This is a genomic window from Flavobacterium cupreum (genome assembly GCF_003996965.1).
Taxonomy (GTDB): domain Bacteria; phylum Bacteroidota; class Bacteroidia; order Flavobacteriales; family Flavobacteriaceae; genus Flavobacterium; species Flavobacterium cupreum.
On record NZ_QWDM01000019.1, the window covers coordinates 17386 to 32674 of the forward strand.

Below are 15289 nucleotides of genomic sequence, written 5' to 3' on the forward strand. Positions count from 1 at the left end.
TTCTAAGGAGCAAAGGCACAAAGATTCTAAGGTTTTAAACTTGGAATTTCAAACCTTATTTCCCAGGTTTCAGGACCAGTTTGGTTGACGTTTTTATGATTTCCTCTTTGTTCATTTTCATTTTTCTGAATTTGCCGGCGTTGTACATTTCCGCTTGATCGTTATAATGTTTACTGAACTGATTTCCGGATTGTCCTGTTGGTAAGATGCTCCAGCTGTTTTCAATGTCAGAGAAATCGACAATTCTTCTGGTGGAAGGTCCGCCTTTTACATAATATTTCCCTTCAGTCGTATAACCAAAAAACTGATTATTGATTACCTCATTGGATCCCGGATCTGCAAAAGGCCCGACATTAAAGAGTTTGCGCAGGGCGGCTATTTTTCCTAATGGATGTTCATGTTCTACTGTATGTACTTTTCCCCAGTTCCAATCTGAAACCTGGTTGCCCAACTGTTTTTGAAGAGATGAGACTGCGTTATGAAATGATTTTGAAACGATCTCATTCCTGGTTTCTTTTTTGTTTTTTGTTTTGACATTATCCCACCACACTGAATTTTCATTGATGACTTGTTTGGCGATAATTTGCTTTCCTAAATGAGTTCCCAGAAACACATTGAAATTATCCTTTCCTATTTCGTCTTCAAAGGTGTTTTTCAGATACAGGTAAATCCATTTATTGTAAATTGTTGGTGCGACGTCTTCCGTATTGTGGCTTCCGTTCCAGGATTTCAGTACTGTAATGGCCTGTTTTTCTTCCGCAGAAAGTGAATTATCATTTAAACTGGAAATCAGATCTGCAACCGTACCGGGAGCAACTGCAGAGGTATTATCGTAAATCATTTTACTAATGGCTTCTTTATCCCAATCTGATTTTGGATCCAACAATCCTGAAATTCTTTTGGCACGATCTTGCGGCAGGTAATATCCGGGATACAAATACCCGTCAACTGCTTCCGGCTGATTATTGGCCGAATACACATATCCCCATTTCGGATTCTCTGCTGATGGATTTTTGGAGAAATCTAAATATTCCGTAATATCATCTTTACCACTCGCACCATCTAAGATAAAGAGTGAGTTCACGCCTTTATTATGCTTATACAATTTACCTGTTGCCCACCAGGCTACATTTCCTTTCGCATCGCCATACATCACATTCAGTCCCGGAGCGGCAACCAATTGAACCGCTTTTCTAAAATCAGCTTTGCTTTTGGCATGAGAAAGTCCGTAAATAGCATCCAGAATCTGAATCGGCTGTTGTGTATAAACCCATGACATTGCAATCGGATTTTTACCCTCTAAGCGTTCCAGCACATCATTCATGACAGGGCCGTGGCGGCTTGATTTAAACGTCATCAACACATCTGATGTGTCTTTTACTTTTATTGTTTTTTTTATGGTCTCATAAGTTTTAAAACCTGTTGGCGTCTGGTATTGGTTAGGATCTCCTTTTTTATTTGTTTCTTTATAAAAATCGATATCATCATTTTCGAACATGGTCAGACCATACGCATAATCCCGGTTGTGTGCCAATAACGGAAACGGCGTTCCGGCAAGATAACAGCCGTATATTTCATACTTTGGTGTTACGAGATGTGCTTCATACCAGGTTCCCGGCTGCGAAAATCCGATATGCGGATCATTGGCAAAAATAACTTTTCCGCTTTTTGTTTTATTTGGTCCGACTACCCAGCTGTTACTGCCCACAAACGGAGGAATCGGGGATTTGTCTAACAGCGCTGCCACAGATTTTGCAATCGTACTATAGTCTTCTAAATTTTCTTTAGAACTTTTAATTTGTGTGGTATTAAATTCACCTTCAATGCCTAAATCTTTCAGATAGGCAGCCCCATATTTGTTTCGGATGTCTGTCAATAGCGGATCTGTTTTTTGGGCCATCGCAAAACTAAAGGACATATATCCGAAAATATTATAAACATCCTTTATGGTGAATTTTTCCTTTTTCACCCCCACCAGTGTAAATTCAAGAGGAGTGGTCCCTTCTTCTAAATATTGATTAATTCCATCCAAATATGCCATTGCCAGCTGGTAACCCTGACTGTTCTTATCTAATTTGGAAATCGCATTGTCGGAAGCTTCTTCAATACCGATTCCGGCGAAAAATTTATCGTTTTTTAGCGCTACCGATCCGAAAATCTCAGATAATCTTCCGGGGGCAATTCGGCGCAGCAATTCCATTTGCCATAATCTTTCCTGGGCGTGTACATATCCCAAAGCGATCATAGCATCTTTTTCTGAATCTGCATAAATGTGTGGAACTCCAAAATCATCAAAGTAGACCTTGGTTTCCTTCTGCAGGTTTTTCAGTTCTAATTCTCCTCCGTATTTGGGTTTCAGGTGAAATATATAACCACACAACCCTATTCCCAGAGCAACAATTAATACCAGTAAAACCAACAGGATTTTTTTAATCTTTCTCATATTCAAAAAAGTATAGAAAATGCATTTAATAATGATGTAACTAAAAGCAGGAATCATGTAAGAAACCTCCCTTTTAAAAACCTAAATTTATGTATTAAAACCAATACTTTACAATGTCAATCTATAAAAAAATAATAATAGGCGTAATTTCGGTCTTCCTTTTTGTGATTTTAATCAATATTGGTCTTAACTATTGGATAAAAAAACAATTACCCGTAATTATTGACGAGAAAAACAACACGGCCTATAACATCAATTATGAGAAAATTGAAGTCTCACTGCTGTCCCGAAATATTTATGCGACAACCTTACTGGTACATCCCAAAAATCAACCGAAAGACAGTAAAAACGGACTCTACGCCAAAATCGAATCTGTCACTATCAAACACTTTAATATTTGGGACCTGGCCTTTCGTGATATTATTCAGGCCGAAAGTATTGTCATAGATCAACCCCGTGTCATCTTATATAAAAAAGGACAAAAACTGCTGAATAACAACAAAAGTATTCAAACGCAGATTATTGAACCTTTCCGAAAAATAATAGCTGTCAGGAATATTTACCTTAACGACGGCGCTGTAGATGTCGTTTCGTTAAACACGAATAAACCGATTTTCAATGTCAAAAAAATCATTCTGAAACTGGAAGGTATTTTGATTACCGACGCTACGTTAAAGGAAAAAATTCCGCTTCAATACGAAAAGTACACTTTGGTCTGTGATAGCCTTTACTACAAACCCAGTTCTTTTTACCGAATTGATATTGGTAAAATCATTACTGAAAACAACTTCGTAAAAATCAATAAATTTTCACTTTTACCGGAATATTCCAGAAAAGTTTTTGTCCAGAAACTGGAAAAGGAAAAGGACATTTATACCTTAAAAGTAGATTCCGCAAATATCAACAATCTGAAATGGGGTTTCAAGAACGAACGTTTTTTCTTCAACGCTTCTTCGGTTGTTATGGATCATTTTGATGCTAATATTTACCGTGGCAAAATGCCTAAGGACGATTTAAGCAAAAAATACCTGTATAATAACTTATTGCGAAAGATCAAATTTCCGATGAAAATTGATTCTTTGCAAATCCGAAAATCCAAATTGGTTTACGAGGAAGAGATTGATTTCTCTAAAGGCCCCGGAATTTTGACTTTTGATCATTTTAATCTTCAGGCGAATAATCTTCAAAGCGGCTTTGGACTAAAAAAAGCGGACGATGTGAGAATTGCTATTGACTGCAGATTTATGAAAACATCGCCTTTTCATGTGAACTGGAGTTTTAATGTCCTGAATGTAAAAGACAGTTTTCATATTCAGGGAAAGATTTCCAATTTTAATGTTGCTGCCATGACTCATTTTAGTAAACCTTATATGAATACTTCTTTCACGGGAACTTTTAAAACGTATAGTTTTGATTTTTATGGAAATGACGATACCGCAAAAGGAAATGCATCCTTGGTTTATGACGACCTGAAAGTCAAACTTTACAAAAAGAAAAATCCGGAAAAGGAAGCAAAACTAAAAAGTGCAATCGTTAATTTATTGGTAAAAAACGATTCAGATCATAAAGCCAAAAAAGCTGATGTGGATTTAAAACGGATTCCCGAAAAGTCATTCTACAACTTTTTATGGCGCAGTGTTGCCGAATCTCTCAAGAAAATTTTGATTTAAAATTTTAAATCACTCAAAACCTGATATATGTCAGGTTTTGAGACTATCTTTTTTACAACATTTGCTCTTTTAACTCAAAAAGCAAATGTCAAAAAATAATTTACACACTTTTCATATTCCTGTAATGGGACTTGCTTATACCATTGACAGCCCGATTCGGGTGGCACAATACGGCATTTCCTCCGTAATCTCTATTGCCGATGATGAGTTAATTGAAAAAATGAGACTTTTTTACAGTACCAAATTCAATCAGCCTTATCACGAAATCAGTCAGAAACTACAGGATTACCGCGCAGAACGCATTACTTCTTATCTCAATTTAGTCGATAAAATTGTAAAGCAAAAGTTTGAAAGCTTTAAAATCGAATTGGCCGAAAGTAAAACCGCGTTGGAAAATTTCATGGCCATGTTACCCAATACTTCCGATATCAAAAAAGGTTTTCAAAATTTAATGGATGACGGAATTAATTTTAGGGACAACATTCAGAATTATATCGAAACCCAGCTTTCACCCGGCGCTATCGATGTCAATATCATGACGAAACTTGACAAAGATAATTTTGATAAAAACACACCGCTTCCTATTGAATTTAATGATGCCCATGCCGCTTTAAGAGGTTTTGCAAAAAGCAACCTTGATTCATCGGTGGTACTTTCTGCCGGAATGAATCCAAGGCTTTACAGTTATTTTGAGAATTTCAGTGATTTTTTTCCGGATGAAAATAATGTATTGAAAAAGAAAATCATTTTAAAAGTAAGTGATTTTCGTTCTGCCATGATTCAGGGAAATTTTCTGGCCAAGAAAGGGCTTTGGGTTTCAGAATACCGAATAGAATCCGGACTGAACTGCGGCGGACATGCCTTTGCCACATAAGGATTACTTCTGGGCACAATTTTAGAGGAATTCAGACAAAAAAAAGAACAATTGATACAATCGTCGCATGAAATGATGATTAAGGTTTTACAGCAAAAAAACATGTCTTTTCCTGAAACACCCCTGGCCACAAGAATTACGGTTCAGGGAGGAGTCGGAACTGCAGAAGAGCATGAATTTCTGTTAGACACGTACAAAGTAGATTCAGTAGGTTGGGGAACTCCCTTTTTACTGGTACCCGAAGCAACTTCTGTAGACCGCGAAACGAGGAAATTATTGATAGATGCCAAAGAAGAGGATTTATATCTAAGCCATATTTCGCCTCTTGGAGTACCTTTTAATTCTTTGAGAGGGACCTCAAATGAAATTTTAAAACAAAAACGAATTCAGGAGAACAAAGCCGGCAGTTCCTGTCCGAAACGTTTTTTAGCATTAAGCAAAGAATACGGCCCCGAGGGAATTTGTACTGCGGCAAAAAAATATCAGGATTTAAAACTCGGAGCATTAGAAAACGTAAAACAAACGCTATCTGATTCCGATTACAGGAAAGCAAAAGATTCCATTACGGAAAAATCATGTTTATGTGTCGGTCTGGCCAATGCCGCCTACTTAGAAAATGATATTAAAATAAAAGGACAGGCCCAGGGTGTTGTGATCTGTCCGGGACCAAACATGGCGTATTTCGATCAGGAAGTTTCCCTGAAGGAAATGCTGCAGCACATCTATGGAAACCATTCGGTGTTAAAAACTTTGAACCGCCCGAATATATTTGTCAAGGAATTAAAAATGTATCTGGAGTACTTCAGGAATGAAATTGAGAATAGCGCCGGAGAAGTCACATCTAATCAGTTAAAAAAATGGAATACTTTTAAATCCAATCTTTTTGAAGGTATTGCCTATTATCAAAACTTATTTGAATCTACGTCCTATTTCAAAGCTGATTTGGATACCATCAGAGAACAGTTCCATTCCTGTAAACTGGAATTAGCGAAAATTAAAGTCCCTGAATACTGCTAAAAACGAAAACCCCGGATTGTAATTCAATCCGGGGTTTTATATTTAAAGTGTTTCATTTTCGCTTATTTCTTTTTCGAATCTATAATAGCTCCAGTTCCGGCACCCACTCCGGCTCCGGCCAATCCGCCTATTATAGCTCCTTCACCTTTTTTCTTGCTGACAGCAGCTCCGGTAATAGCTCCGACTCCTGCACCAATTACAGCACCTTTAGCAGCAGAACTCCAGCCTTTCTTTTTAGCCGGTGCAGCAGCAGTCGATGTTCCATCAGCCTGATGATTTACTACCACTACTTTCTGAGCTTCTTTTTGAGCTTCCTCTTTTTCTTTTTCCACTTTAGCCATTTCCACTTTCATTGAATCAATAACTTTTTGTTTATTGATTTCAACTTTCATCGAATCTATGCTAGCTTGTTTCGCTTTGCTGATATCCATTTTATCCTGATTCTGACAAGAAACGATACTCAAGGCTGCTATTATTAAAACTATTGCTTTCATGATTTTTGGCATTTAAATTATACTGTACAAATTAAAGCGTAATCGAGCAAACAAGTGTTACATAATTTTATTGAAACATTACAGAATTAGCTAATTCCTATTTCGCGAGAATTCCGTTTTTAAGGATTTGCCCGAAGTCATACATGTCTTCATACGAACAATACAACGGAACCGGGGCCAGACGAATTACATTAGGTTCACGCCAGTCTGTAATAACTCCGTTTTTCATTAAATAATCAAATAAACTTCTTCCCTCGCCGTGTAAAAAAACAGATAACTGAGACGCTCTTTCTTCCGGTTTGGAAGGAGTAATAATTTCAAAATTGCCCTTAACTTCTTTGTCTATTTCATGCAGAATGAATTCTAAATAAGAAGTGATATGATCTCTTTTTGCAATTAGGGCATCCATTCCAACTTCAGCAAACATTTCTACAGAAGCCAGGTAAGGCGCTAATGAAAGCACAGGCAAATTACTGATTTGCCATCCTCCTGCTCCATGAACCGGATCAAAAACAGGTTCCATTTTAAAACGTCGTTCCTTATTGTGTCCCCACCAACCCGCAAAACGAGGCAGGCTCGAATCGTTATGATGTTTTTCATGAACAAAACAACCGGATGCATTTCCAGGTCCTGAGTTCATATATTTATAACTGCACCAGGCTGCGAAATCTACATTCCAGTCGTGCAGCTGTAATTTGATGTTTCCGGCTGCGTGCGCAAGGTCCCAGCCTACTTTTGCACCGGCTTTTTGTCCTGCGGCTGTAATAGTTTTAATATCAAAAACCTGTCCTGTATAATAGTTTACTCCGCCAATCAAAACGAGCGCCAGTTCATCACCAACTTCTTCGATTTTGGCCAGGACATCTTCCAGCCGAATGTTGTGTTCACCTTCGCGGCGTTTAATTTCCACAATAGCCTCTTCCGGTTTATAGCCATGAAAATCAACCTGACTCTGAAACATGTACTGATCGGAAGGAAATGCTTTCTCTTCGCAGATAATTTTGTAACGTGTTGCTGTTGGCTGATAAAATGAAACCATCAGCAAATGAAGGTTTACGGTTAAAGTATTCATCACCGTAACTTCTGAAGGCAAGGCTCCCACAATTTTACTCAACGGTTCAGCAAATCTTTCCTGATAATCCCACCATGGTTTCTGCGCATAAAAATGACCTTCAACGGCAAGTTCTGCCCAGTCATTCATTACTTCATCGATATAGGCTTTGGTGCGTTTTGGCTGTAATCCTAAAGAGTTTCCTGTGAAATAAATTACGCGTTTGTCATTTACTTTAGGAAAAATAAACTGATCCTGATAGTGATTTAATGTGTCTTGCGAATCAAGCTCTCGTGCGAATTCGCGTGTATTTAGAAAAGTCATTGTTGTTTGTTTTTGAAGCGTAAAAATAGGGAAATGTTCTTGAAAGTTGTTGTTTTTGTTTCAGGTTTCAGGTTTCAGGTTTCAGGTTTCAGGTTTATCCCGGCGCGGAACAGCTTTGCGAACTTTGCGCATCCCGATAAACATGCCTTGCGACCCTTGCGGTTAAACCCATACCTGCATTAACCGCATTTCAAACCTGAAACCTGAAACAAAAAAACCATTTATAAAACAGAAAACCCGACAGCTTTTAAAAAACTGTCGGGTCTGTTTCTGAGATCAACCCAGATTATAGAATTAACATCGCATCTCCGTAAGAATAGAATTTATATTCTTCTTTGATTGCTTCTTCGTAGGCTCTTTTCATTAAATCGTGACCACAGAAAGCAGAAATCATCATTAACAATGTTGATTTTGGAGTGTGGAAATTTGTGATCATACAATTTGCAATACTAAAATCGTGAGGAGGAAAAATAAATTTATTTGTCCATCCTTCATAAGGATTTAAAGTATTTTGAGAAGAAACCGAACTTTCGATCGCACGCATTGAAGTTGTTCCCACTGCGCAAATACGTTTTTTGTTTGCTTTTGCGGTATTTACGATATCACAGGCTTCCTGTTTGATAATCAATTCCTCTGAATCCATTTTATGTTTAGATAAATCTTCTACCTCAACCGGGTTGAAAGTTCCTAAACCAACGTGTAAAGTTACTTCGGCAAAATTTACGCCTTTGATTTCTAATTTTTTCAAAAGGTGTTTTGAGAAGTGTAAACCGGCAGTTGGTGCCGCTACAGCCCCTTCTTCTTTAGCATAAATAGTCTGATATCTTTCAGCATCTTCAGCCGTTACTTCTCTGTTGATGTATTTTGGAATCGGAGTTTCTCCAAGTTCTGTCAATTTGTTTCTGAATTCTTCGTACGATCCATCATATAAGAAACGTAAAGTTCTTCCACGGGAAGTCGTATTATCAATTACCTCAGCAACCAACGAATCGTCATCACCAAAATAAAGTTTGTTACCAATTCTGATTTTACGGGCCGGATCAACCAAAACGTCCCAAAGACGTTGCTCTGAATTTAATTCTCTTAATAAGAAAACCTCAATTCTTGCTCCTGTTTTTTCTTTGTTTCCATACAAACGTGCAGGGAAAACTTTAGTATTGTTAAGAATTAAAACGTCTCCGTCATCAAAATAATTGATAACATCTTTAAACATTTTGTGCTCTATAGTTTGTTTTTGACGATCGATTACCATTAAACGGGATTCGTCTCTGTTTTCTGCCGGGAATTCCGCTAAAAGTTCTTTCGGTAAATTAAATTGAAAATGTGATAATTTCATTTGAGAAAGTTATGAGTTATAGATTTCGATCAGGATTATTTGGATACCTGATTTTTAATCGTGTGCAAATATACGACTGTGAGATAGGCGTTGTCAAGTGTTTTGCTGTTTATTTTCAAAAGCCGTTGATTTGCTGCGGTTTGGAGTCTCTTAAAAAATTGAATTTCACTACTTTTTTCACCATATCAGAACTATAAGTTCATTTAATCCGGATTTCCTGTTTTTCAAAAATGGAAAAACTCAACTATTTAACCCGACAGGTTTTAAAAACCTGTCGGGTTTACTTCATCGTTTGCATAAAAAAACCTCCGGTTAAAACCGGAGGCTATGTAAATTATGCTCAATTCATTTAAATGAAAACATCACTTATATGGTTTAATTTTTTTCTATAATTCTGAAATTTCGAAATTCAGTTGTTTCAGATCCTCCCAGAAATCAGGATATGATTTGGAGACCACTTCGGCATTTTCGATTATAATGGGCACTTTTAAAGCTAAAGGCGCGAAGGCCATTGCCATACGGTGATCGTTGTAAGTTGCAATTTTTACATTGTGATTGATCTTATTGGAAGCCACCAGGGTCAGGCTATCGTTAGTCACTGAGATATTGGCTCCTAATTTCGTCAACTCTATTCTTAACGCTTCCAGTCGGTCTGTTTCTTTAATTTTTAAAGTATGAAGCCCAGTCAAATGGCAGCCGATTTCCAAACCTAAACAAGTCACTACAATGGTTTGTGCAATGTCCGGTGTATTGTTTAATTCAAAATTTACATTTTCGAATTTAAAGTTCTCCTGTTTGACCAAAGTCATCTTATTGTCCTCAAATGTAGTCTGAACTCCTAATTTCTCATAAAGTGACACTAATTCAGAATCTCCCTGCAGACTGTTTTCTTTATAACTGCTCAACGTTATTGAAGCTGTATCAGCCAAAGCTACCATACTAAAAAAGTATGATGCGGAACTCCAGTCTGATTCTACCACCATTTCTTTAGTCGCAACCTCAGCTTTTGGATAGACCTTGATTACGTTTCCTTCAAAACTGGTCTGAATCTCTAAATCATTCAATAAAGCCAAAGTCATTTTGATATACGGAACCGAAGTGATTTCGCCTTCTAAAGTCAGTTCCAATCCATTTTCGAGTTTTGAAGCTACTAATAAAAGTGCCGAAATATACTGACTGCTTACATTGGCCGCCAGAGTAACTTTTGAAGCCGTTACTTTTTTTCCTTTGATTCGTATTGGCGGATATCCTTCTTCTTTCTGATAGGAGATTTCAACACCTAATTGTGCCAAAGCTTCTGCCAAAATCTTTATCGGGCGCTCCTGCATTCTGGATGAACCGGTCATTACAACTTCACGTCCTTCGTTTACAGCAAAATAAGCGGTTAAAAAACGCATTGCTGTTCCGGCATGATGAATATCTACGATTTCATCATTTCCAATCAGGGCTTTTTGCATTACTTCGCTGTCATCTGAGTTTGAAGTATTTGCTAAGGTGATATTTGGAAACAATGCTTTGAGCAATAATAAACGATTGGTTTCGCTTTTTGATCCTGTTACTGCAATTTGTCCTTGTAAATTATGTTTAGTGGTCTGAAGAAGTAAATTCATTATTTTAATTGTAAGTTGTAAATTATGAATTACGCAGGATTAGAAACGCAATTCAGTCCCGCAATTTACCACTCCCCGTTCATAATTCAAAATTCAGAACTCATAATTCAAAGGTTATGAGTGATATTTCACAATTATTTTAATTTATCGTTGTTTTTGTGACGGTCTTTATCCCTAACTGATTTTAAATCCATTTTTTTATCGAAAGCCGCCTGTAAATCAATTCCGGTCTGATTGGCCAGACACAGAACTACAAACACAACATCGGCCAGTTCTTCTCCTAAATCCTTGTTTTTATCGCTTTCTTTTTCGGATTGTTCGCCATAGCGTCTGGCAATAATGCGGGCCACTTCACCCACTTCTTCGGTGAGTTGCGCCATATTTGTAAGTTCATTAAAATAACGGACTCCGTGTTCTTTTATCCAGTTATCTACGTCTAATTGTGCGTTTTTCAAATCCATCTTTATATTTTTTTAAGAACAATTTTTTCATTTTGGCTCACGATCATCTTCTGGAACAGTTCTTTCAATCCACTATACTGATCTGCTGCAAAAATACTATTGTTGATTTCTTTTGAACTGCTTATCTGAATTTTGTTTCCCTGACTGGCAATATTTAAAAAATAAACAAGGTCTTTGCTTTCAGATACAATTCTAACCGGTGTAGGCAGTGATTCTATCGTATAACCTTCCGGAATTTCCAGACTTAGATTGAATTTTTCCTGAGCCGGATAGCCAAAACAAACTGGCATCTGCCTAATTTCCTGGTTAAATGGATTCTTAGTTCTGGTAAAAAACAATAACGGATTGATGAAAATTCTGTCCCCGATAATCTCTATCCTGTTAGTTGAAACTAAAGAGAACACTTCGACAACCGGTTCCGAAGAATTTGCTTTTTTATTCTCTGCTGTATAATTTGAAATTTTAATATCCCCAAATTGTTCCTCTAATTTTTCAAGATAATTTTCCTGACTCTTATTGGCATTTTCTGTTCTAAAAACAAATGCGTTATAATCTGTTCTTTGCACTTTAACTTTACCTTCGATTTTGCCCTGATGATCGATTTTAGCCAGAACATTCCAAACCTCCTTTGATGTTGTAGTGGGTACGAGGTTTATTTCCTTCGAAGTTCCGTCATTTTTAATCAGTCTTCCTTTCCAGTTCAGGACATTCAACGGCAAAATTCCCGGGATGGTAAATTTATTAGAAGCATCTAATAAAATTTGATTCCCATCGATTTCAGCCGCCGCAATTACATAATTGAAACCTGTTCTTGTGGGATAGACCGGAACCCCATTTCCTGTTGTACTGACCAAAACCGGGTTCGCTTCTATTCCTGCCAGCTTCAGCATACTGATTAAAATAAAATTGATTTCTGCTACATTTCCGGTTTGATCGGCATAGGCTTTTACTACGCCTTTTTCTGTATAATAATCATTCTTTTCATTCCAGTTCATTTTATTCTGAACGAATTTAAAAATGATTTTTAATTTTTCATTTTGTGATTCTACATTAGCCAATATTCGTCTGACATCTTCTAATAAAAAGCTCCTTTCACTGAGCTCTTTTCCAAAATCTTTATCTTTAAAAATAGTAGTGGCAACGCCTTCCCATGTCATCGCATAATCTTTTACGGGCTGATCTGGATACCGGATTCTTTCTAATTCATGCTGAATTGAACCTTTGTAATTGTCCATATTATCGACATATGGTTCGTTTGTCAAAGCAGGAATATCTTTTCCTGTGTAAAAAGAGCTAATTTGCCGGTATGAAATTGATGAAGAGTGATTATACTGATCCTCAAAACTTTGGGTTTTATCCGTGAATTTTGAATCTGTTTCAATTTTATAACTCCCTATCGCAATGGTTTTATAAATATAGTATTCCGGAATATCTGTTTTATATTCAAAATAATTTACAGGAATCTCATATTGAAAATCAAAATCCGGCAATTTTACAATATTCTCCGATTTCAGAATGTACTTGTATTCAATAACAGAGCCCACTTTTACGTTGGGCATTGTGATCAATTTCTCATTCCAGAATTTGTTGACTTTTTTCCTGAAAGTTCCCTGATTGTCTAACTTTGTTTTTACAATTGCCCCGTTTTCCAGATTGTATGTTATCGCATTTGAAAACTCTAAACGATCTTCCCCCAATGTTTCATACCCAATATAAAACCGCACTTTCTGATCGGCCCACTTTAAGCCTTCTTTTTTATAAATTTTGATCTTAAATTCATAAACATGAATGGCAACGAATCCTTTGTCCTTATTGTAAGTGAAAGATGTCTTTGCCTTTTTAAACAAAATGGCAGCCGGTGCGGTGGTATCTTTTGGATTCGATTTTTCTTTTAATTCTGCAATAGTCACTTTCCCCAGTTCATAACTTTGAGCTGTGCTTTTTGAAAATCCAAAAAATAAAAAAGTAATTATTAAGAAACTGCGAAATCTCATTATATTCTTTTTAAAACTATTTTTTCAGTTTCTTTAGCAATCATTTTTTGATAGTATTCTTTTAGCATTTCATATTTTTCAACAGAAACAATTGCTTCGTTTATCTGATGAAGAATAGATAATTGCAGTGAATTTCCGCTTTCAGCAATGTTAAATTTAAACGTTCCCAAATTATCTTCCATGGCTAATATTGCCGGAGCAGGCAATGTTTCTACAGCAAACCCTTCAGGAATTTTAATGGTAATATTGAATCTGTCTGTAAACGGGAATCCGAAATCCACCGGATATTCGCGGACTTCCTGCTTGAAGGAATTTTCAGTGTTTGTGTAGAACAACATTGGATTGATGTAGATTTTACCTCCAATTACTTCCGCTAAATTGTCTCCTTTAAAAGAATAACTTTCTATCGTTGGCAGTAAAATTTCTTTTTCGTTTGTTCTGCTGTACTCGCTAATTTCTATTTTATTATTATCGTTTTCAAGTTTTTCAAGATATACATCTTCTTTAACTCCATCTACCTCATTTCTGTAAGACATGGCATTATAGTCTGTATATTGTCTTCTTACCTTTCCATTTACTTTACCTTCGGCATCAATTTCATAATTGATAAAAACATTATCATTGGATGCTTTTTTAGGCATTAAATCGATCGCTTCAGAAGTTCCGTTCTTACGGATCAGTCTTCCCTGCCAGTTCAATGCTCTGAAAGGCAGAATATTAGGCGATGAATATTTACTTGTGGCATCCAATAAAATAATTCCATTTGGCGTTTCTACGGCAGCAATCACATAATTGAACGCTGTTCGGTTAGGAAATAAAGCAATCCCGTTAGAACGTGTACTTACTAAAACCGGATTGGCAGTAAGTCCTGCGTTACGCAGCATCGCAGTTAACATCAAATTGATATCAGCACAATTTCCTGTTTTTTCCTTATAAGCTTTACGTACTCCTACATCACAGCCATAACTGCTGTTACCATCCCATTTAACGGTAGATTTTACATAGTTTAAAACAGTCAGTATTATTTCATCAGTGTTTGTAATTCCGGTCAGAAGCTTTTTTAAATCATCCTCAAAATAACCGGTTTTATTCAGTTCCGGTCCAAAATCATCATAATCGTAAATTGTTTTCACCACAGAATTCCAATCTGAAGAATAGGATTTAACAGGTGTATTTGGCCATTTGACAGCAGACAGTTCAAAAGACAGGCTCGAGGTATAATTATCGATATTATTTACAAAAGATTCGTCTTTTATTGCTGGCAAATCTTCAATAGAATAGGTTGTTTTAACTTCAAAATAATCTGTTTTGTCCGTCGAGAAACTAGTCTGGGTTACTCTGCCCTCGCTTCGTTCTTTCGTTGTCGATATGATTGTTTTTGACTTGGTCTCAACCGTTTTCTTAGGAAAAATATATCCTTTTTGCATTACGTTATACACATAATACTCGGGAATAGAAGTTGAAAATTCTGATTTATTTACCGGAATACTATATTGAAATCTCCAGTCTCTCATCCAGCTCACAAAAGGAGCTCTTATCGTATACTTGAATTCAATAACAGAACCTTCTTTTACATTCGGCAATGAGATTTTCTTTCTTCCGTAGAACTTACTTACCGGCTCATCAAATATCCCGTCACTTTTCAGTTTTGTTTTTTCGACTTTCCCGCCCACTAAGTTAAATGTACTCGCATCTGATATCTGAACACTTTCTTTTGAGTTTCCTGAAATGGAATAACCGATAGTCTGATTCGCAAATTCATACCCTCCTTTTTTATATATTTTGATACGCGTTTCAACTTCAGTGGTTAAAACAAAACCGTTAATTTCATTATAATCAAAATAGGAAATTCCTTTTTTGTATAAAACAGCAGCAACTGCAGCGGTATCTTTAGGATGTTTTTTTTCCTCTAATTCGGCAACTGAAACTTTTCCAAGTTTAAATTCCTGAGCGGTAAGCTGAAGAAAGGAAAAAAGGAAAAAGAATAAAATAATTGGTAGTTGTTTGATTTTCAT

9 protein-coding genes and 1 pseudogene are annotated in these 15289 nt (G+C 36.6%); 2 read left to right on the forward strand and 8 right to left on the reverse strand.

Annotation, left to right across the window (positions count from 1 at the left end; translation table 11 throughout):
• Window positions 1–55: 55 nt before the first annotated feature.
• On the reverse strand, window positions 56–2443 hold the full coding sequence (locus D0817_RS21675) for a penicillin acylase family protein (protein WP_127340443.1): 2388 nt from the start codon (window positions 2441–2443) through the stop codon (window positions 56–58).
• A 113-nt stretch (window positions 2444–2556) separates the two neighbouring features.
• Here D0817_RS21675 and D0817_RS21680 point away from each other — a divergent pair, with 113 nt between their 5' ends.
• Together D0817_RS21680 and D0817_RS21685 are read left to right on the forward strand one after the other, a co-directional pair.
• Window positions 2557–4113, forward strand: a complete 1557-nt coding sequence (locus tag D0817_RS21680) for a hypothetical protein (protein WP_127340444.1) — start codon at window positions 2557–2559, stop codon at window positions 4111–4113.
• Between the two features lie 85 nt (window positions 4114–4198).
• Window positions 4199–6004 (forward strand): annotated as a pseudogene (locus tag D0817_RS21685) (hypothetical protein).
• Between the two features lie 62 nt (window positions 6005–6066).
• On the opposite strand, the gene D0817_RS21690 reads toward D0817_RS21685, so the two are convergent.
• The 7 genes from D0817_RS21690 to D0817_RS21720 form a co-directional block, all read right to left on the reverse strand.
• Window positions 6067–6498 carry a YMGG-like glycine zipper-containing protein gene (locus D0817_RS21690; RefSeq protein WP_127340445.1) on the reverse strand — a complete coding sequence of 144 codons (432 nt, stop codon included), beginning with the start codon at window positions 6496–6498 and terminating at the stop codon, window positions 6067–6069.
• Between the two features lie 97 nt (window positions 6499–6595).
• Entirely contained in the window at window positions 6596–7873 is a 1278-nt protein-coding gene (gene kynU, locus D0817_RS21695) for a kynureninase (RefSeq protein WP_127340446.1), read from the reverse strand.
• A 286-nt stretch (window positions 7874–8159) separates the two neighbouring features.
• On the reverse strand, window positions 8160–9209 hold the full coding sequence (queA, locus tag D0817_RS21700) for a tRNA preQ1(34) S-adenosylmethionine ribosyltransferase-isomerase QueA (RefSeq protein WP_127340447.1): 1050 nt from the start codon (window positions 9207–9209) through the stop codon (window positions 8160–8162).
• A gap of 386 nt (window positions 9210–9595) precedes the next feature.
• Window positions 9596–10819, reverse strand: coding sequence for a 3-phosphoshikimate 1-carboxyvinyltransferase (gene aroA / locus D0817_RS21705; RefSeq protein WP_127340448.1), 1224 nt, complete (start codon window positions 10817–10819; stop codon window positions 9596–9598).
• 134 nt (window positions 10820–10953) lie between these two features.
• Complete coding sequence (locus D0817_RS21710) at window positions 10954–11280, reverse strand: nucleotide pyrophosphohydrolase (protein ID WP_127340449.1); 327 nt, start codon at window positions 11278–11280, stop codon at window positions 10954–10956.
• Window positions 11281–11282: 2 nt separating this feature from the next.
• Complete coding sequence (locus tag D0817_RS21715) at window positions 11283–13274, reverse strand: DUF3858 domain-containing protein (protein WP_127340450.1); 1992 nt, start codon at window positions 13272–13274, stop codon at window positions 11283–11285.
• Entirely contained in the window at window positions 13274–15289 is a 2016-nt protein-coding gene (locus D0817_RS21720; RefSeq protein ID WP_127340451.1) for a DUF3858 domain-containing protein, read from the reverse strand. The genes D0817_RS21715 and D0817_RS21720 overlap by 1 nt, the downstream gene beginning before the upstream one ends.